Consider the following 20,376-nt stretch of genomic DNA (forward strand, 5'->3'; position numbering starts at 1 on the left):
TACTGACAGGCAATAAACTATCGATGAGACGGGAGAATGGTTGTGGAGATCTTAACGGCTTGGCAGGACTGGGAGCAGTGGGCAGAGGCAGATGAGGCCTGGAGCGTCCTTCCCCTGATCCTGAGGAAACGGCAGGACAACCAAGGCTTGCCCCGCAGCTGGAAGCAGGCCTGGGAACAGGCTTCCCCCTATTCGGTTGTCCTGGAGAGCGGCAAGGGCGGGCGCTACACCTATCTTGGCCTGAGCCCTGTCTCGATCATCGAAGGCCGAGGAGCCGTTGCGGAGAGCTATACTCCCGGAGCCAAGGCTTCGGGGCATATAGAGTCTGCCGTAACGGAAGGCCAGCCGCTGCAAGTGCTGCAGGCATGGATGAGGGAATATACGTCTCCCCGCCTGCCGGTTGACGGTCTGCCGCCGTTCACCGGCGGCTGTATCGGATTTCTTGGCTATGATGTGGCCCGTTCCCTGGAGAAGCTGCCGTCGCTTGCCAGGAACAACCCTGAGTTTCCGGATTATCTGTTCATGAGACTGGAAGAAGTGTGGATCTACGATGAGCAGGAGCAGCAGCTCTACTGTGCAGTTCATATCCCTGTGCCGGATACTGTATCCAGCGGTAACCTGGATGGGCTAAGGAGTCTGTATGAGGCTGCTGTGCACCGTGCGGAGCGCATGCTGGAGCAGTGGAGCCTTCTCTACGCACCGGCAGAGCCGGAAGAAGCAGCCGCTGCAAGGTACGCCGGGCTTACCCGCAGGGTGGAGGGCGAGGCCGAGATCACCGGCGAGTGGCCCGGCATGAGCTCGGATTTCTCTGCCGCACCCTTCCAGCAGGCTGTGCTGAAGGTCCAGGAATACATCCGTGCCGGAGATGTATTCCAAGTGAACCTCTCGCTGCGCCAGCAGGCGCAGCTCAAGTCTACACCCGAGGAAGTCTACGAATGGCTCCGTAGACTCAACCCGTCCCCGTACATGGGGCTGCTCCGCACGCCCGGCTTCGCGCTCTCCAGCGCCTCGCCGGAGCTGCTCGTCAAGCTGCACGGGGACAAGGTCAGCGCCCGCCCCATTGCCGGCACCCGGCGGCGGGGCCACACTCCCGCGGAGGACGCCGCCATGGAGGCGGAGCTGCGCGGGAGCGAGAAGGAGATCGCCGAGCATATTATGCTTGTCGATCTGGAGCGCAGCGACATCGGCCGTGTCGCCGCCTACGGAACGGTCAGCGTGCCGGAGCTGCTGACCGTAGAGCGATACTCGCATGTCATGCATCTCGTCTCGCAGGTTGAGGGGATCATCGCACCCGGTAGAGATGCGTATGATGTCATTGCCGCCTTGTTCCCCGGCGGCACCATCACGGGCGCGCCCAAGGTGCGCACCATGGAGATCATCGAAGAGCTGGAGCCGGTCCGCCGGGGACCCTATACGGGATCTATGGGCTGGATTGACTATAACGGCAATATGGAATTAAATATAATCATACGCACGCTCGCAGTGAAGGACGGAATCGGCTACATTCAGACAGGTGCGGGAATTGTGATCGATTCAGACCCTTACCGGGAGTACCGGGAATGCCACAACAAAGCCAAAGCGGTAGTCAAAGCCATTCTCTGCAGTGAACGCGAGCAGGAAGAGCGGGCTGCCCTCGGCACCGAAGGAGGAAGCGCAATATGATCTTGGTCATCGATAATTATGATTCCTTTACGTATAACCTGGTGCAGTATCTGGGTGAGCTGGGGGAAGAGGTTAAGGTAGCGCGCAACGATGAGATCAGCATTGAGGAGATAGAAGCATTAGCCCCGGATCATATTCTGATCTCTCCGGGACCCTGCACACCGAATGAGGCAGGCATCAGCCTTGCGCTGCTGCAGCATTTCAAGGGCATCATCCCCATATTCGGCGTATGTCTCGGACACCAGGCCATCGGACAGGCTTTTGGCGGTAATGTCATCCGCGCTGAACGCCTGATGCATGGCAAAACCTCGCCCATCCATCATAACGGCACCTCCGTGTTTGAGGGGCTGGAGTCTCCTTTCACAGCGACACGCTATCATTCACTGATCGTGGAACGTGAGAGTCTGCCGGATTGCCTGGAGATTACTGCCGAGACCGCTGAAGGCGAGATTATGGCCTTGCGGCATAAGGAATACCCGATTGAAGGGGTACAGTTCCATCCCGAGTCGATCATTACGAACCACGGTCATACCATGCTGCGCAATTTCCTGAAACGGAGAGCCGGAGAACCGGCATGAAATATATAGGACTTAACAACAAAGCAGTCGACGCCAAAGACGCCGTGGTCTCCGCTCTGGATCACGGCTTTTTGTACGGTATGGGTCTGTTCGAGACCTTCCGTACGTATGGAGGACAGCCGTTTCTGCTGGAGCGTCATCTGAGCAGAATGGCAGAGGGTTGCCGTCAACTGGGTATTCCCTTCGAGCCGGATATACAAGGGCTGCGGGAATGGATTCAGCTTGTAATGGACAAGAATGAGCTTAGTGAGGTATATATCCGCTACACAGTTACGGCGGGCGAGGATATTCTGGGTCTGCCATCCGCAGCCTATAAGCAGCCTAATCATCTGCTCTATATCAAAGCCCTGCCGGTCACACCAAGCGGCTTATACACGGAAGGCAAAGAACTTCAGCTTCTGAACCACCGGCGTAATACCCCGGAGGGTGCGGTAAGGCTTAAATCGCTGCACTATATGAACAACATCCTGGCAAAACGTGAATTGGCCGGTTATCCGTCCGCAGAGCGAGGAGCCGAGGGACTGATGCTGACCGCACAGGGCGAGGTCGCCGAAGGGATTGTGAGTAATATTTTTTTTATCTCCAATAAGCAGCTCTATACCCCCGATATCTCCACCGGGATTCTTCCGGGAATTACCCGGGAAATGGTGCTTGAGCTGGCAGCGGCCAGCCATCAGCCTGAACAAGGCTTTTACCGCTGGGAACAGCTTGCGGCTGCGGATGAAATCTTCCTCACCAATTCTGTGCAGGAGATCGTACCGGTAAGCACATTATGGAATGGAGACCGGCGGGTAACCATAGGCAGCGGGCGTTGCGGAGAGCAAACGGCTGCACTTATGAGGCTGTACAGAGAAAGGACGGATATGCTGATATGAAGCCAATGATCTATGAGCGGACTTACCGCTGCGGAAGCAGCGAGCTGAAATTGGGCAAGCGCACGCTAATTATGGGCATACTCAATGTGACGCCGGACTCTTTTTCGGATGGGGGCCTGTGGACAGAGCGGGAGAGAGCGGTAGAGCATGCATTGCAAATGGCGGCAGAGGGTGCTGATATTATCGATATAGGCGGGGAATCCACGCGTCCGGGTCACCAGCCGGTAAGTACTGAAGAGGAATTGGCCCGTGTACTTCCTGTCATTGAGCGTATCCATCAGGCCGCCCCGCATCTCCCCCTCTCTATAGATACCTATAAGGCGGAAGTCGCCCGTCAGGCGATTCAGGCCGGTGCGCATATCATCAATGATGTATGGGGAGCCAAGGCCGATCCGCAGATGGCGGCGGTTGCTGCGCAGGCAGACTGTCCGATCATTCTGATGCATAACCGCCATGACCGTGAGTATAAGGACTTGATCAGCGATATGAAGGATGACCTGAGCGAGAGCATTCACCTGGCGCTGGCAGCCGGAGTGAAGCCGGACAATATTATTTTGGACCCGGGAATCGGCTTCGCCAAGGACTATGAAGAGAATCTTCAGGTCATGACCGGCCTCGGCGCACTGACGAAGCTGGGATATCCGGTGCTGCTGGCCACTTCGCGCAAAAAATTCATTCGTACCGCCCTAGGTCTGCCCGCAGATGATGTCCTGGAGGGGACCGCAGCTACTGTCGCCTTCGGGATTGCCCAGGGCTGTCAGCTTGTGCGGGTTCATGATATTGCGGCAATGAAACGTACTGTAGAGATGTGTGACGCCATGTTATATGCAGGTTCACCTGTGCTCTGCGTATAGACTATATTCTTCAAGAGAAGGCAGGTACCCTTAATGGATAAAATGAAGCTGCACCGCATGGAGTACTACGGTTACCATGGCGTGTTTGAAGAGGAGCGGAAGCTCGGCCAGCGTTATTATATCGACCTTGAGCTGGAGCTTGATTTGCAGGGAGCAGGGCTCAGCGATGATCTGGAGCAGACTGTGAATTATGCTGAAGTTCATGTTGTAGTCAAAAAAATTGTCGAAACCCAGTCCTTCAAGCTGATAGAAGCTTTGGCGGAACATATTGCATCCGGGTTACTGGACACTTATACTGTTATCAATGCAGTAACGGTCCAGGTGACCAAGCCGCATCCTCCTTTTGATATTCATTTCCAGGGAGTCACTGTAGAATTGCGCCGGACGAGAAAGTGAGACAGACTGATGAACATACCTTCCACCTCTGAGGCATCAGAGGCTTATATTGCTTTAGGGGCTAACCTGGGTGACCGTCAAGGCACCTTGAGAGAAGCCCTGCACCGGCTGGAGCATCACGACAAGATTGAAGTTATGCGCACCTCCCGGGTCTACGAGACGGAGCCTGTCGGATATCTGGATCAGCCTCAGTTTCTTAACATGGCGGCTGTTCTGCGCACCACACTAGCACCGGAGGAGCTGCTTCATGTGATGCTGGACACGGAGACCCTGTTAGGCCGGGTCCGGGATGTGCGGTATGGACCGAGAACGGTAGATTTGGATTTGCTGTGGGTAGAGGGGCTGACCCTGGACACCCCGGATCTGACGCTGCCTCATCCGAGGATGCTGGAGCGGGCGTTTGTCCTTCTGCCGCTCAGCGATATCTTATCGCAGAACGAAGAGTCTTCCGGATTCCGCAGATTAATTACAACAGCGCTGCAAGACATAGACGGAAAGGCAGGAATTCGCCTGTGGACAACAAACGTATGGGAATGCGGGTCAGAGCGTTCCGGAAGCTGAAGGGCTACACGCAGCAGGAACTGGCGGATTCTGTCGGAATATCACTTGCTGTGCTTGGCGCAGTGGAGCGGGGCAACAGACGTTTGGAAGATCAAATTTTAAATAAAATTGCGGATTTTCTGGAAGTGACAGTAGAGGAATTGGCCCATCCGGCACCCTAAGACCGGGCTGAACGTTACAAATTAAGGTAGGGAAGTGATTGGGCCATGCTGAAGATTGGTGATATTGAATTGAAGAATCAGGTCGTGCTGGCGCCTATGGCTGGCGTATGTAACCCGGCATTTCGTCTGATTGCCAAGGAATTCGGGACTGGCCTGGTCTGTGCGGAGATGGTTAGCGGCAAAGCGATTGTACATGGCAACCAGCGTACGCGTGAGATGCTGTTTGTCGATGAGCGCGAGAAACCGCTGAGCCTGCAGATTTTTGGCGGGGACCGGGAATCACTGGTGGATGCGGCGAGAATTGTCGATAAAGAAACGAATGCCGATATCATCGACATCAATATGGGCTGCCCAGTGCCGAAGGTGACGAAATGCGATGCCGGAGCACGATGGCTGCTGAATCCGGACAAAATCTATGAGATGGTATCCGCAGTAGTGGAGGCCGTGGACAAACCGGTCACCGTGAAAATGCGGATCGGCTGGGACAGCGAGCATATCTTCGTTGAAGAGAATGCGCGTGCGGTGGAACGGGCCGGCGGAGCGGCGGTCAGCGTACATGGGCGGACCCGCGAGCAGCTCTACACGGGACGCGCTGACTGGAATTATATCCGTATGGCTAAAGAGGCAGTATCGATCCCGGTAATCGGCAATGGCGATGTGAATACGCCGGAGGATGCGCGGGCGATGCTGGACCAGACCGGCTGTGACGGTGTAATGATCGGGCGTGGCGCACTGGGCAATCCGTGGATGCTGTACCGGACGATTCAATATTTGGATACCGGTGTTCTGATGCCTGAGCCTGGCGCTGAAGAGAAGATTAAGGTAGCCATTCTTCATATGGACCGCCTGATTGCTCTTAAGGGTGAAGCGGTGGCTGTCCGCGAGATGCGCAAGCATCTGGCCTGGTATCTGAAGGGCTTTAAGGCGGCGGCCCGCGTGAAGGACGTTATTATGGAAGAAACCAAACGTGACGAGATGGTGCGGATTTTGAATGATTTTGTCGGTCAGCTTAAGCAGGATGAGGAGCAGAACAGCGCGGATAGCGAGCTTTTTGCCGTATGAGCCTCACATATTCCTGGGACTAAGCCCCGTTCCTGTGTGCTTTATTGATTATTGCTAAACATTATATGGGGCGTCATTGACATTTTGTAGCGGTTCCAATATAATTTCACAGTATAAAATCGCCGTTACAGCAGGAGCAATGGTGAAGGAGGGTTCTGATCCCTCCGGATTCGCATATAGTATGGTGTTTTCAATAAATGTATACGACAGGAGAATCGGTTAAGATGAGCGATAAAGAAGTCATCCTTACACCGGACGGACTTAAGCGTCTGGAAGAAGAACTGGAGTTCCTCAAATCCGTTAAACGCCGCGAAGTAGCGGAACGTATCAAAGTGGCCATCGGCTACGGAGATATCAGTGAGAACTCGGAATATGAAGACGCGAAGAATGAACAGGCCTTCATTGAAGGACGGGTTCTTACTTTGGAGAAGATGCTCCGCAATGCCCGTATTATTAATAGCGATGAGATCGTGACAGATGTGGTAAGCATCGGAGTAACGGTGAACGTTGAAGATATGGAGTATGGCGACATTATGGAATACACCATCGTGGGTACTGCCGAATCCGATCCGCTGAACAACAAAATTTCCAATGAGAGCCCTGTAGGCAGAGCGATCATCGGCAAGAAGATTGGTACGATTGTGGATGTTAGTGTCCCTGCAGGCGTCATTCAATATAAAATTCTTGATATCAAAATGAAGTAAGACGGTTCCGAAAGCTTCCTTAGGGAAGCTTTTTTCAAAGTTACAGCCAGCCGTAAAATATGGGTGAACACATACAGCTTATATTTTGTACCGGAACGGACTGTCCTCTAGATCGGGGCGGAGCCGTTTCTTCTTTTGTATAGTGAGTAAGAGAGGATGAAGAACATGACGGAAGAAATCAACAACGTCGAAGCTACAGAGAATGAATTAAGTGAATTGCTGCAGATCCGCCGGGGCAAGCTGGACGAGCTCCGCGCACTCGGGATCGATCCGTTTGGCAAGAAATATGAGCGTACCGCTGCTGCTGGCGATCTTCTGGCCAAATACGACGGGCTAACCAAGGAAGAGCTGGACGAGCTGGCGCTGGAGGTTAGTGTGGCCGGACGCATTATGGCGAAACGGGTCATGGGCAAGGCAAGCTTTTCTCACATCCAGGACCTTAGCGGCAAAATCCAGATCTATGTGCGCCAGGACAGTATCCCTGAGTCGCAATATGCAGCCTTCACGATCCTTGATCTTGGCGATATCGTCGGTATCCGGGGAACCCTGTTCAAGACAAAGACCGGCGAAACCTCTATTAAAGTGGATAACCTTGAGGTGCTGTCCAAGTCCCTGCTTCCGCTTCCCGAGAAGTATCATGGTCTAAAGGATGTAGAGCTCCGCTATCGTCAGCGTTATGTGGACCTGATCATTAACCCTGAGGTACAGCAGACCTTCATCATGCGTTCACGGATTATCCAGTCGATGCGCCGTTATCTGGACTCGCTGGGCTATTTAGAGGTGGAGACTCCGACCCTGCATGCCATCGCTGGCGGAGCAGCGGCCCGTCCGTTTATTACCCACCACAACACGCTGGATATGCAGCTGTATATGCGGATTGCCATCGAATTGCACCTGAAGCGTCTAATCGTCGGCGGTCTGGAGAAAGTCTATGAGATTGGCCGTGTATACCGTAATGAGGGTATTTCAACACGCCATAATCCGGAATTCACAATGATCGAGCTGTATGAAGCGTATGCGGATTACAAGGACATTATGCATCTGACAGAGAGTCTGATCGCTCATATTGCCAGCGAGGTGCTGGGCTCCCAGGTAATTAATTATCAAGGACAGGAAGTGGATCTGTCTCCAGGCTGGCGCCGCGTTACTATGGTGGATGCCGTTAAGGAAGTAACCGGAGTAGACTTCGGTGTTCAGATGACGGATGAAGAAGCACAGGCTCTGGCTAAGGAACACCGGGTACCGGTAGAGAAGCATATGACCTTCGGACATATCCTGAATGCGTTCTTCGAGCAGTTTGTGGAAGAGACGCTGATTCAGCCGACATTCGTAATGGGACATCCTGTAGAGATCTCACCGCTTGCCAAAAAGAATGAAGAGGACCCGCGCTTCACCGACCGGTTCGAGCTGTTCATTGTGGCCCGCGAGCATGCCAATGCGTTCAGCGAGCTGAATGATCCGATTGACCAGCGTCAGCGCTTCGAAGCACAGATTCACGAGAAAGAGCAGGGCAATGATGAAGCCCATGAGATGGATGATGATTTCATCCGTGCTCTGGAGTACGGCATGCCGCCAACAGGCGGACTGGGTATCGGTGTAGACCGTCTGATCATGCTGCTGACCAACTCAGCATCTATCCGTGACGTGCTGCTGTTCCCTCATATGCGTAATAAAGACTGAGGATTTCTCTGATTCCAGACCCGGATAACCAAGGGAGCTGCTCAGGCAGTTCTCTTGGCATCGGGGATTGAATACTCTGGTCAAAGGATTTAGAAATAATACTTGCAATGAATCTCTATCCGTGATATATTCTTTTTCTGGCCGCGAAACATCAACGCCGAGCTCGAACAAGAAGTTAAAAAAAGAGCTTGCATTGATCGGCTGGATATGATATATTATAAGAGTTGCTGGTGACGATAACATCGCCGCTAACAACGAGCTTGATCTTTGAAAACTGAACAACGAGTGAGTATCTGGAGATCACTTCGGTGAGATCCAAAATGAGAGAATGTAAATTCTCGTCAGATGTTTCAAAATGAGCAATCGCTCTTTCTAAATACCAATTTGGAGAGTTTGATCCTGGCTCAGGACGAACGCTGGCGGCGTGCCTAATACATGCAAGTCGAGCGGAGTTTGAGAGGAAGCTTGCTTCCTTTCAAACTTAGCGGCGGACGGGTGAGTAACACGTAGGCAACCTGCCCTCAAGCCTGGGATAACTACCGGAAACGGTAGCTAATACCGGATAATTTCTTTCTTCTCCTGAGGAGAGAATGAAAGGCGGAGCAATCTGCTGCTTGGGGATGGGCCTGCGGCGCATTAGCTAGTTGGTGGGGTAACGGCCCACCAAGGCGACGATGCGTAGCCGACCTGAGAGGGTGAACGGCCACACTGGGACTGAGACACGGCCCAGACTCCTACGGGAGGCAGCAGTAGGGAATCTTCCGCAATGGGCGCAAGCCTGACGGAGCAACGCCGCGTGAGTGATGAAGGTTTTCGGATCGTAAAGCTCTGTTGCCAGGGAAGAACGTCCGGTAGAGTAACTGCTGCCGGAGTGACGGTACCTGAGAAGAAAGCCCCGGCTAACTACGTGCCAGCAGCCGCGGTAATACGTAGGGGGCAAGCGTTGTCCGGAATTATTGGGCGTAAAGCGCGCGCAGGCGGTTATTTAAGTCTGGTGTTTAAACCTTGGGCTCAACCTGAGGTCGCACTGGAAACTGGGTGACTTGAGTACAGAAGAGGAAAGTGGAATTCCACGTGTAGCGGTGAAATGCGTAGATATGTGGAGGAACACCAGTGGCGAAGGCGACTTTCTGGGCTGTAACTGACGCTGAGGCGCGAAAGCGTGGGGAGCAAACAGGATTAGATACCCTGGTAGTCCACGCCGTAAACGATGAGTGCTAGGTGTTAGGGGTTTCGATACCCTTGGTGCCGAAGTTAACACAGTAAGCACTCCGCCTGGGGAGTACGGTCGCAAGACTGAAACTCAAAGGAATTGACGGGGACCCGCACAAGCAGTGGAGTATGTGGTTTAATTCGAAGCAACGCGAAGAACCTTACCAGGTCTTGACATCCAACTAACGAAGCAGAGATGCATCAGGTGCCCTTCGGGGAAAGTTGAGACAGGTGGTGCATGGTTGTCGTCAGCTCGTGTCGTGAGATGTTGGGTTAAGTCCCGCAACGAGCGCAACCCTTGACTTTAGTTGCCAGCAGGTGAAGCTGGGCACTCTAGAGTGACTGCCGGTGACAAACCGGAGGAAGGTGGGGATGACGTCAAATCATCATGCCCCTTATGACCTGGGCTACACACGTACTACAATGGCCGGTACAACGGGAAGCGAAGCCGCGAGGTGGAGCCAATCCCAGCAAAGCCGGTCTCAGTTCGGATTGCAGGCTGCAACTCGCCTGCATGAAGTCGGAATTGCTAGTAATCGCGGATCAGCATGCCGCGGTGAATACGTTCCCGGGTCTTGTACACACCGCCCGTCACACCACGAGAGTTTACAACACCCGAAGTCGGTGGGGTAACCCGCAAGGGAGCCAGCCGCCGAAGGTGGGGTAGATGATTGGGGTGAAGTCGTAACAAGGTAGCCGTATCGGAAGGTGCGGCTGGATCACCTCCTTTCTATGGAGAATCGTTTCCTGCAACGGAAACATTCAAATCGGAAGCTTCGCTTCCACCAAAGAACCCTTGGGTTCGAATACTCACTCGTTGGTCAGTTTTGAGAGTTTAAGCTCTCAACCGGCTGTAACTTCAATCGACACAGTTGTGTTCGACCCGAACTTACAGCAACTTGATCCTTGAAAACTGGATACCGAAACGAATTTGCGTTTTAGAACATCTTTTAGCTGAAACTTGTGTAAGCAAGTGGAAATAGTTATTAGTTGCTACCGTGATTTTCCTTAGGGGAAACGCATTGGTTAAGCTACTAAGAGCACACGGAGGATGCCTAGGCGCCAGGAGCCGACGAAGGACGTGGCGAACAACGAAACTGCCTCGGGGAGCTGTAAGCAAGCTTTGATCCGGGGGTGTCCGAATGGGGAAACCCAGCTGTGGTAATTCGCAGTTACTCGTATCTGAATACATAGGATACGCAGAGGCAGACCAGGGGAACTGAAACATCTAAGTACCCTGAGGAAGAGAAAACAATAGTGATTCCGTCAGTAGCGGCGAGCGAACGCGGAACAGCCTAAACCAAGGGGCTTGCCTCTTGGGGTTGTGGGACGTCTCACATGGAGTTACAAAGGAATAGAGTAGGTGAAGAGGTCTGGAAAGGCCCGCGATAGAGGTAAAAGCCCTGTAACCTAAACTGTGTTCTCTCCGAGACGGATCCCGAGTAGTGCGGGGCACGTGAAACCCCGTATGAATCCAGCAGGACCATCTGCTAAGGCTAAATACTACCTGGCGACCGATAGTGAAACAGTACCGTGAGGGAAAGGTGAAAAGCACCCCGGAAGGGGAGTGAAATAGAACCTGAAACCGTGTGCTTACAAAAAGTCAGAGCCCTTTCTATGGGTGATGGCGTGCCTTTTGTAGAATGAACCGGCGAGTTACGTTTAACATGCAAGGTTAAGGTGAGAAGCCGGAGCCGCAGCGAAAGCGAGTCTGAATAGGGCGATTTAGTATGTGGACGTAGACCCGAAACCGTGTGATCTACCCCTGTCCAGGGTGAAGGTGCGGTAACACGCACTGGAGGCCCGAACCCACGCATGTTGAAAAATGCGGGGATGAGGTGGGGGTAGCGGAGAAATTCCAATCGAACTCGGAGATAGCTGGTTCTCCCCGAAATAGCTTTAGGGCTAGCCTCGGTGAATGGAGTGGTGGAGGTAGAGCACTGATTGGGTGCGGGGCCCGCAAGGGTTACCAAGCTCAGTCAAACTCCGAATGCCATTTACTTCTTGCCGGGAGTCAGACAGTGAGTGCTAAGATCCATTGTCAAAAGGGAAACAGCCCAGACCATCAGCTAAGGTCCCCAAGTGTGTGTTAAGTGGGAAAGGATGTGGAGTTGCACAGACAACCAGGATGTTGGCTTAGAAGCAGCCACCATTGAAAGAGTGCGTAATAGCTCACTGGTCGAGTGACTCTGCGCCGAAAATGTAACGGGGCTAAACACACCACCGAAGCTATGGCTAGGATCGACTTCACTGCGCCTTTGAGGCGTGTTTATCCAGATTGACATTGATGCCGTGAAACATCCGAAGGGGTGAATGGCTAAATGCTTTCAGGGGATAAACACAGACTTCGAAGCTGGAGTGAAGTCGATCCTGGGGTAGGGGAGCGTTGTATATACGTTGAAGGTGTACCGTAAGGAGCGCTGGAGAGTATACAAGTGAGAATGCCGGTATGAGTAACGAAAAGATCAGTGAGAATCTGATCCGCCGAAAGCCCAAGGTTTCCTGAGGAAGGCTCGTCCGCTCAGGGTAAGTCGGGACCTAAGGCGAGGCCGACAGGCGTAGTCGAAGGACAACAGTTTGAAATTACTGTACCACCGTAATCCGCTATGAGCGATGGGGTGACGCAGGAGGGTAGTGACGCGGACTGATGGATGTCCGTCTAAGCAGTGAGGCTGGTGTGCAGGCAAATCCGCACATCGTAAGGCTGGGCTGTGATGGGGAGCGAAAATTACAGTAGCGAAGGTCATGATCTCACACTGCCAAGAAAAGCCTCTAGTCAGGAGAAGGTGCCCGTACCGCAAACCGACACAGGTAGGCGAGAAGAGAATTCTAAGGCGCGCGGAAGAACTCTCGTTAAGGAACTCGGCAAAATGACCCCGTAACTTCGGGAGAAGGGGTGCCTCGGTAGGGTGAATAGCCCGAGGGGGCCGCAGTGAAAAGGCCCAAGCGACTGTTTAGCAAAAACACAGGTCTGTGCGAAGCCGCAAGGCGAAGTATACGGGCTGACGCCTGCCCGGTGCTGGAAGGTTAAGGGGAGCGGTTAGGAGCAATCCGAAGCTGTGAACCGAAGCCCCAGTAAACGGCGGCCGTAACTATAACGGTCCTAAGGTAGCGAAATTCCTTGTCAGGTAAATTCTGACCCGCACGAATGGCGTAACGACTTGGGCGCTGTCTCAACGAGAGATCCGGTGAAATTTTAATACCTGTGAAGATGCAGGTTACCCGCGACAAGACGGAAAGACCCCATGGAGCTTTACTGCAGCTTGATATTGAATTTGGGTACGATCTGTACAGGATAGGTGGGAGCCGTGGAGGCAGGAGCGCAAGCTTCTGCGGAGGCGCCGTTGGGATACCACCCTGATCGTATCTAGGTTCTAACCTAGTGCCCTTAGCGGGTACGGGGACCGTGTCAGGCGGGCAGTTTGACTGGGGCGGTCGCCTCCTAAAGAGTAACGGAGGCGTTCAAAGGTTCCCTCAGAATGGTTGGAAATCATTCGCAGAGTGCAAAGGCATAAGGGAGCTTGACTGCGAGACCTACAAGTCGAGCAGGGACGAAAGTCGGACTTAGTGATCCGGTGGTACCGCATGGAAGGGCCATCGCTCAACGGATAAAAGCTACCCTGGGGATAACAGGCTTATCTCCCCCAAGAGTCCACATCGACGGGGAGGTTTGGCACCTCGATGTCGGCTCATCGCATCCTGGGGCTGAAGTAGGTCCCAAGGGTTGGGCTGTTCGCCCATTAAAGCGGTACGCGAGCTGGGTTCAGAACGTCGTGAGACAGTTCGGTCCCTATCTGTCGTGGGCGCAGGAAATTTGAGAGGAGCTGTCCTTAGTACGAGAGGACCGGGATGGACGTACCGCTGGTGCATCAGTTGTTCCGCCAGGAGCATGGCTGAGTAGCTACGTACGGACGGGATAAGCGCTGAAAGCATCTAAGCGTGAAGCCCCCCTCAAGATGAGATTTCCCAACATGTAAGACCCCTTGAAGACGACGAGGTAGATAGGTTGGAGGTGGAAGTGCAGCAATGCATGGAGCTGACCAATACTAATCGGTCGAGGGCTTATCCAAACACACTAACACACAAATTCGTTTCGGATTCAGTTTTCAGGAATCAAATTCCTGAAGCATTTACGCTGTAAATGCCCGTTTGGTGGCGATAGCGGAGGGGTTCCACACGTACCCATCCCGAACACGACCGTTAAGCCCTCCAGCGCCGATGGTACTTGGACCGAAGGGTCCTGGGAGAGTAGGACGTTGCCAAGCACACAAGACCACTGTTGATTTCTCAACAGTGGTCTTTTTGTATATCCGGGGATGACGCCGAAATTTGTTCTATTGTCCACTGGAGACGGACTTTAGTCCAAGAATTCGCTTACCGGAGGGCGGATTGCCTAATCCCTTCACAGAGCGGTGTAATATTCTTGACAGGCCAAATGCCCTTTGCTAAGATGGACAATAATATATTTTTGGACAAGCCTCTCAAACCTTAACAGAAGACACAATTATGTATAACTCCCAGGCCTCTACCGCTGTCTATCGGGTGTGGACTTGACGCAGGAGTTTCTTTATTCATAAGTTGGCGGGCGGGTAGAGAAAAGAATTTAGAGGAGGAATGACCCAGGTGTGGGAAGATAAGTTTGGTAAAGAGGGATTCACTTTTGATGATGTGCTGCTGGTTCCGCGTAAATCCGAGGTATTGCCTAAGGAAGTGGACTTAACCACTGTACTCAGCAAGAATGTGAAGCTGAATATCCCTTTGATGAGTGCAGGTATGGACACAGTCACAGAAGCCGCTATGGCGATTGCTATCGCCCGTGAGGGCGGGATCGGCATCATTCATAAGAATATGTCCGTGGAGCAGCAGGCAGAAGAGGTAGACCGTGTGAAGCGCTCGGAGAGCGGGGTTATTACCAATCCATTCTCACTTACGCCCGACCACTGGGTATCCGATGCTGAAGTTCTGATGGGCAAATACCGCATTTCGGGTGTGCCTATCGTAGATGAAGAGGGCAAGCTTGTCGGTATTCTGACGAACCGCGACTTGCGTTTCATCCATGATTTCAATATTCAGATCAAAGAAGTGATGACTCATGAAAATCTCGTTACAGCTGCTGTAGGAACCACTCTTCAGGAAGCGAAAGGCATTCTGCAGCGCCACAAGATTGAGAAGCTGCCGCTGGTAGACGAGCATAATATTCTCAAAGGTCTCATTACTATTAAAGATATAGAGAAAGCTATCCAGTTCCCCAACGGTGCCAAGGATGCTCACGGACGTCTGCTGGTTGGAGCGGCAATCGGGATCTCCAAAGATACGCTGGAACGGACTGAAGCACTGGTAAAAGCCGGTGTAGATCTGATTACCGTGGATTCCGCACATGGCCATCACATCAATATTATCGATGCAGTGCGTAAGCTGCGCGAGACTTATCCTGACCTAACCATCGTAGCCGGTAATGTGGCTACAGGCGAAGCTACCCGCGAATTGATTGAAGCAGGAGCCTCGGTAATCAAGGTGGGTATTGGTCCTGGCTCTATCTGTACTACCCGCGTAATTGCCGGTATAGGCGTTCCGCAGGTTACCGCGATCTACGATTGTGCGACAGTAGCCCGTGAATACGGCATTCCGGTGATTGCAGACGGAGGAATTAAGTACTCCGGAGAGATTACCAAGGCCATCGCTGCCGGTGCTGCTGCAGTCATGATGGGAAGCCTGTTCGCCGGTACGGAAGAGAGCCCTGGAGAGTCGGAAATCTACCAGGGACGTAAATACAAGGTATACCGCGGCATGGGCAGCATGAGCGCCATGAAGCAGGGCAGTAAAGACCGTTATTTCCAGGATGATGATAAGAAGCTGGTACCGGAAGGCATTGAGGGCCGAGTCGCTTTTAAAGGGCCATTGTCTGACACGGTTCACCAATTGATCGGCGGACTGCGCTCCGGTATGGGCTATTGCGGAACGAAGACATTAGAAGAGCTGCGCAATGATACCTCGTTCATCCGTATCACTGGGGCAGGCCTGCGTGAGAGTCATCCCCATGATGTCCAGATCACCAAGGAAGCCCCGAACTATTCTCTATAAACCGGAGAGAATCACTTATTTTGCCGACAGACGGGACGAATTCGTCCTGTCTGTCTTTTTTTGCAGATACCCCTGTGTTAGAATAGAACAAGCACTGATCTGAGGATTAAAGGAGAGTAGTAATCATTGAAGTACAAGCGGAAACTAAGCAGTAAACAAATTGTGATTAAGACAGTGGCAGCAGGTCTGCTTCTAAATATGCTAGCATTTCCTGCGGCTTCTGCGATGGCAGAGGCAGTAAATAAACCGGCTACAACCGAGGCGGGAACCAAAGCAGCAGCTACCCCTGCCAAAACGGCAGCAGCGAAGATTCCAAGCGTGGAATCTCTGGGACTGAATGTGAAATCTGCAGTGCTGATTGAGCCTACTACAGGGGAGGTTCTGCTCTCACTTAATGCAGACCAGGCGATGCCTCCGGCGAGTATGACGAAGATGATGACAGAATATCTTGTAACCGAAGCTGTAAATAGCGGCAAGATCTCCTGGGACCAGAAAGTCATTGTCCAAGAGAATGCGTCCAAGCAGATTGGTTCACGGATTTTTCTGGCTGCGGGTGATGAACATACAGTTAAAGAACTCTACATAGCGATGGCGGTAGGCTCAGCCAATGATGCTACGGTTGCCTTGGCTGAATTGGTAGCCGGTTCAGAGCAGCAGTTCGTCACTATGATGAATGAAACGGCGAAGAAGATGGGGATGAAGACGGCCCATTTCATTAATCCGACCGGGCTTGACCGTAAGGACATGCCTGCCAAATTCCGCCCGGAGGGTGAAGGCGAAACAGTAATGTCTGCGATGGATGCGGCGATTCTGGCCAAATATATTGTCACCGATCATCCGGAGTTTACAGATTTTACGACAATTCAATCGTATAAATTCCGCGAGCGTGATTCGAAGCCGATGATTAACTACAACTGGATGCTGGAAGCCAACAAGAATATCCCCAATTTCAAGGCATACGCTTATCCGGGCCTGGACGGACTGAAGACAGGACATACCACTAACGCCGGTAATTGCTTCACGGGGACTGCGGTGCGTGATGGCATGCGTCTAATCAGCGTAGTTATGGGAGCGGACTCCGAGGCCCACCGTTTCACCGAGACGAAGAAGGTGCTGGATTTTGGCTTCAATAATTTCGAGATTAAGCAGGTAGTTGCACCTAAGGCCGTGATTGAGGGAACTGAAACCGTGCCTGTGCTGAAGGGCAAGAATAAAGAAGTGCCCGTGGTTACCGAAGCCGGAGTAACGTTCATGGTTCCTAAGGGTACTGTATCGCCGCAGATCAAGACCACTGTGGTCACGAATGATCCGGCTACGCTGGTCGCACCGATTGCCGGAGCCAGCAAGGTAGGTAAGGTCACGTATTCCTATAAGATTGAAGGAATGAATCAGACGCAAGAGAAGACGGTGAACCTGATTACTGCCGAGGAAGCGGAGAAGGCGGGCTGGTTCAAGCTGCTGCTGAGAGCTATCGGTGATTTTTTCGGTGATCTGTTCAAAGGAATTAAAAATCTGTTCTAACCTTAACAGGTGCACAGGTACTGGCTTCACGGCAAAATCCCAGTAAATAGGTTGTATATATTACAGCCTTACGGTAGAATTAAATGTTAGATTAGGTTAGATCTAACGGGAGGCGTAGATATGGAAACAGGAACTTCGCGAGTCAAAAGAGGCATGGCAGAAATGCAAAAAGGCGGCGTCATTATGGACGTCATGAATGCAGAGCAGGCGAAAATTGCCGAGGCCGCAGGCGCAGTAGCCGTAATGGCCCTGGAGCGTGTACCTTCCGATATCCGCGCAGCGGGTGGTGTCGCACGTATGGCTGATCCTACTATTGTAGAAGAGGTTATCAAGGTAGTGAGTATCCCTGTAATGGCCAAAGCGCGGATCGGTCACTATGTGGAAGCCAAGGTTCTCGAATCTCTGGGTGTAGACTATCTCGATGAGAGCGAAGTACTAACTCCTGCCGATGAAGTGTTCCATATCAACAAACGCGAATTCACGGTTCCTTTTGTATGCGGAGCCAAGGATCTTGGGGAAGCGCTGCGCCGGATTAGCGAAGGAGCCTCCATGATCCGCACCAAGGGTGAGCCGGGTACCGGCAACATCGTGGAAGCTGTCCGCCATATGCGCCATATCAACAGCCAGATCCGTAAGGTGACCGGCCTCTCGCTTGATGAGCTATATCATGAAGCGAAGACGCTGGGTGTTCCGTATGAGCTGCTGCTGGAGGTTCACGAGCTGGGCAAGCTGCCTGTCGTTAACTTCGCTGCCGGTGGTGTAGCTACGCCTGCCGATGCCGCGCTCATGATGCATCTGGGTGCTGATGGGGTGTTTGTCGGCTCCGGGATTTTCAAATCGGACAATCCTGAGAAGTTCGCCCGTGCCATCGTCGAAGCAACAACCCACTTCACGGACTACAAGCTGATTGCTGAAGTATCCAAGAATCTGGGCGCTCCGATGAAGGGGATTGATATCGCCACATTGTCCCCGGCTGAACGCATGTCGGAACGCGGCCGATAATAGAGAGAAGGCTTCCGGATGAGAATTGGAGTGTTAGCGCTTCAAGGCGCTGTTACAGAGCATATTATCAGTATTGAGAAGACTGGCGCACAGGGCCTGCCTATTAAGCGTATAGAGGAGCTAGACGGGGTAGATGGTCTGATCATTCCCGGCGGTGAGAGTACGACGATTGGCAAATTGATGCGCAAATACGGCTTTATTGAGGCTGTTCGTGAGTTCGCGGTTCAAGACAAGCCTATTTTCGGCACATGCGCCGGTATGATCGTGCTGGCGAAGCGGATTGCCGGAGACGAAGCCGGTCATCTGGAGCTGATGGATATTACCGTGGCCAGGAATGCCTTTGGCCGCCAGCGGGAAAGCTTTGAATGTGATCTGGAGGTTAAGGGGATTGCTGAGCCTGTGCGGGCGGTATTTATCCGCGCTCCGCTTATTGAAGAGGTGGGTCCTGATGTTGAGGTGCTTACGCTCTATAAGGATGAGATTGTAACCGCGCGCCAGGGTAATCTGCTGGCCTGCTCGTTTCACCCGGAATTGACTGATGATTACAGGCTGCATCAATATTTTGCCGGCATGGTAGAGGACAGTATGGCAGCCAATCTATAGAACCGCATATAAGGACACTTTGACTCTTTCAAAGCTGCAAACAAAACAGCATTTTGAAAGAGTTTGGGCTGTTTTCAGGAGGGAAACTTTGTGTTAGATGTTAAAGTATTGCGCAGCGATTATGCAAGAGTAGAAGAGGCACTGAATAAAAGAGGAAAGTCGCTGGATTTGATTGCCGGCTTCCCGGCGCTGGATCAGCGCCGCCGTGAGCTGCTTCAGGAAACGGAAGGGCTCAAGAACCGCCGGAACACTGTATCCGGAGACGTAGCCAAGAAGAAGAAGAACGGGGAACCGGCTGATGATCTGATCGCAGAAATGCGCACGGTATCTGACCGGATTAAGGAATTGGATGACGAGGTGCGTGAGCTTGAGGTCAAGATTGACGAGCTGACGATGAGCATCCCAAATATTCCGCATGAATCGGTGCCGGTAGGTACCTCTGAGGCAGACAATGTCGAAGTGCGCCGCTGGTCAGAGCCTACAGAGCTTGGTTTCACTCCGAAATCCCACTGGGAGCTGGCGCAGCAGCTGGATATCATTGATTTTGAGGCAGCGGCGAAGGTTACGGGTTCCCGGTTTGTCTTCTATAAAGGACTAGGTGCCAGACTGGAACGTGCCCTGATCAATTTCATGATGGACCTGCACAGCGGGGAGCATAACTATGAAGAGATGCTGCCGCCTTATATTGTTAATAAGGACAGCCTCTATGGAACGGGACAGCTGCCCAAATTCGAAGAGGATCTGTTCAAGCTGCGGGATACAGAGTATTATCTGATTCCTACGGCGGAAGTGCCTGTGACGAACTATTACCGTGAAGAGATTATGACGGCTGGCGATCTGCCGAAGTATCATGTGGCCTATAGCTCTTGCTTCCGCTCGGAAGCCGGTTCTGCCGGACGCGATACCCGTGGTCTGATCCGTCAGCATCAGTTCAACAAGGTGGAGCTGGTGAAGCTGGCCAGCCCGGATAGCTCCTATGAGGAGCTGGAGAAGATGACAGCCGACGCTGAGCGTGTGCTGCAGCTTCTGGGGCTGCCCTACCGCGTCCTGCTGCTCTGTACGGCAGATATGGGCTTCACCTCTGCCAAGACGTATGACCTTGAGGTGTGGCTGCCTGAGAGCGGCATGTACCGCGAGATCTCCTCATGCTCCAACACTGAGGACTTCCAGGCGCGCCGGGCCAATATCCGTTACCGCAAGGAGCCGAAGGCGAAGCCTGAATTCGTGCATACGCTGAATGGCTCTGCCCTGGCTGTAGGACGTACGGTAGCAGCTATTCTGGAGAATTACCAGCAGGAGGACGGAAGTGTGCTGATTCCGGAATGCCTGCAGCCGTATATGCGTAATGTGAAATCCATTTCCGCCAAAACAGCTCAATAATAATAGTTGCATATTATTTGTGGGGCGTGGTATAATTCCTAATG

15 protein-coding genes and 3 rRNA genes are annotated in these 20,376 nt (G+C 52.6%); all 18 read left to right on the top strand.

Going from position 1 to position 20,376, the window contains the following annotated elements; all coding sequences use genetic code 11:
* Positions 1–36: 36 nt before the first annotated feature.
* The 18 genes from MKX51_RS31680 to serS all read left to right on the top strand — a co-directional run bounded on the left by MKX51_RS31680 (position 37) and on the right by serS (position 20,332).
* The gene (locus MKX51_RS31680; protein WP_076082817.1) at positions 37–1,662 is read left to right on the top strand and encodes an anthranilate synthase component I family protein; all 1,626 of its coding nucleotides are present in this window, start codon (positions 37–39) and stop codon (positions 1,660–1,662) included.
* Positions 1,659–2,240, top strand: a complete 582-nt coding sequence (pabA, locus tag MKX51_RS31685) for an aminodeoxychorismate/anthranilate synthase component II (protein ID WP_076082822.1) — start codon at positions 1,659–1,661, stop codon at positions 2,238–2,240. Before MKX51_RS31680 ends, pabA begins: the two co-directional genes overlap by 4 nt.
* Positions 2,237–3,115 (top strand): aminotransferase class IV, encoded by an 879-nt coding sequence (locus MKX51_RS31690; protein ID WP_340995196.1) that lies wholly within the window; start codon positions 2,237–2,239, stop codon positions 3,113–3,115. Before pabA ends, MKX51_RS31690 begins: the two co-directional genes overlap by 4 nt.
* Positions 3,112–3,969 (top strand): dihydropteroate synthase, encoded by an 858-nt coding sequence (gene folP / locus MKX51_RS31695; protein ID WP_340995197.1) that lies wholly within the window; start codon positions 3,112–3,114, stop codon positions 3,967–3,969. Before MKX51_RS31690 ends, folP begins: the two co-directional genes overlap by 4 nt.
* Before the next feature lie 33 nt (positions 3,970–4,002).
* On the top strand, positions 4,003–4,365 hold the full coding sequence (gene folB / locus MKX51_RS31700; protein ID WP_036696480.1) for a dihydroneopterin aldolase: 363 nt from the start codon (positions 4,003–4,005) through the stop codon (positions 4,363–4,365).
* Between the two features lie 9 nt (positions 4,366–4,374).
* Entirely contained in the window at positions 4,375–4,926 is a 552-nt protein-coding gene (folK, locus tag MKX51_RS31705) for a 2-amino-4-hydroxy-6-hydroxymethyldihydropteridine diphosphokinase (RefSeq protein ID WP_340995199.1), read from the top strand.
* Positions 4,878–5,087 (top strand): helix-turn-helix domain-containing protein, encoded by a 210-nt coding sequence (locus MKX51_RS31710; protein WP_036696484.1) that lies wholly within the window; start codon positions 4,878–4,880, stop codon positions 5,085–5,087. The genes folK and MKX51_RS31710 overlap by 49 nt, the downstream gene beginning before the upstream one ends.
* A 45-nt stretch (positions 5,088–5,132) precedes the next feature.
* On the top strand, positions 5,133–6,149 hold the full coding sequence (gene dusB, locus MKX51_RS31715; RefSeq protein ID WP_036723910.1) for a tRNA dihydrouridine synthase DusB: 1,017 nt from the start codon (positions 5,133–5,135) through the stop codon (positions 6,147–6,149).
* 224 nt (positions 6,150–6,373) lie between these two features.
* Entirely contained in the window at positions 6,374–6,853 is a 480-nt protein-coding gene (greA, locus tag MKX51_RS31720; protein WP_036696487.1) for a transcription elongation factor GreA, read from the top strand.
* Positions 6,854–7,018: 165 nt separating this feature from the next.
* Positions 7,019–8,533, top strand: coding sequence for a lysine--tRNA ligase (gene lysS, locus MKX51_RS31725; protein ID WP_340995201.1), 1,515 nt, complete (start codon positions 7,019–7,021; stop codon positions 8,531–8,533).
* A 381-nt stretch (positions 8,534–8,914) separates the two neighbouring features.
* Positions 8,915–10,475 (top strand): 16S ribosomal RNA (locus MKX51_RS31730).
* A 294-nt stretch (positions 10,476–10,769) separates the two neighbouring features.
* Positions 10,770–13,815: ribosomal RNA gene (locus MKX51_RS31735) — 23S ribosomal RNA — on the top strand.
* A 78-nt stretch (positions 13,816–13,893) separates the two neighbouring features.
* Positions 13,894–14,010 (top strand): 5S ribosomal RNA (gene rrf / locus MKX51_RS31740).
* Together the 16S, 23S and 5S rRNA genes form the textbook arrangement of a ribosomal RNA operon.
* A 358-nt stretch (positions 14,011–14,368) precedes the next feature.
* Positions 14,369–15,826 (top strand): IMP dehydrogenase, encoded by a 1,458-nt coding sequence (gene guaB / locus MKX51_RS31745; RefSeq protein ID WP_076084859.1) that lies wholly within the window; start codon positions 14,369–14,371, stop codon positions 15,824–15,826.
* A 126-nt stretch (positions 15,827–15,952) separates the two neighbouring features.
* Positions 15,953–17,347 carry a D-alanyl-D-alanine carboxypeptidase family protein gene (locus tag MKX51_RS31750; protein WP_340995203.1) on the top strand — a complete coding sequence of 465 codons (1,395 nt, stop codon included), beginning with the start codon at positions 15,953–15,955 and terminating at the stop codon, positions 17,345–17,347.
* A 120-nt stretch (positions 17,348–17,467) separates the two neighbouring features.
* Complete coding sequence (gene pdxS, locus MKX51_RS31755; RefSeq protein ID WP_036724406.1) at positions 17,468–18,349, top strand: pyridoxal 5'-phosphate synthase lyase subunit PdxS; 882 nt, start codon at positions 17,468–17,470, stop codon at positions 18,347–18,349.
* Positions 18,350–18,367: 18 nt separating this feature from the next.
* A complete protein-coding gene (pdxT, locus tag MKX51_RS31760) occupies positions 18,368–18,952 on the top strand; it encodes a pyridoxal 5'-phosphate synthase glutaminase subunit PdxT (protein ID WP_340945709.1) in 585 nt (194 codons plus the stop codon).
* Positions 18,953–19,042: 90 nt separating this feature from the next.
* Entirely contained in the window at positions 19,043–20,332 is a 1,290-nt protein-coding gene (gene serS / locus MKX51_RS31765; RefSeq protein ID WP_340995205.1) for a serine--tRNA ligase, read from the top strand.
* Positions 20,333–20,376 lie beyond the last annotated feature (44 nt).

Source organism: Paenibacillus sp. FSL M7-0420, from assembly GCF_038002345.1.
Taxonomy (GTDB): Bacteria; Bacillota; Bacilli; order Paenibacillales; family Paenibacillaceae; genus Paenibacillus_AQ.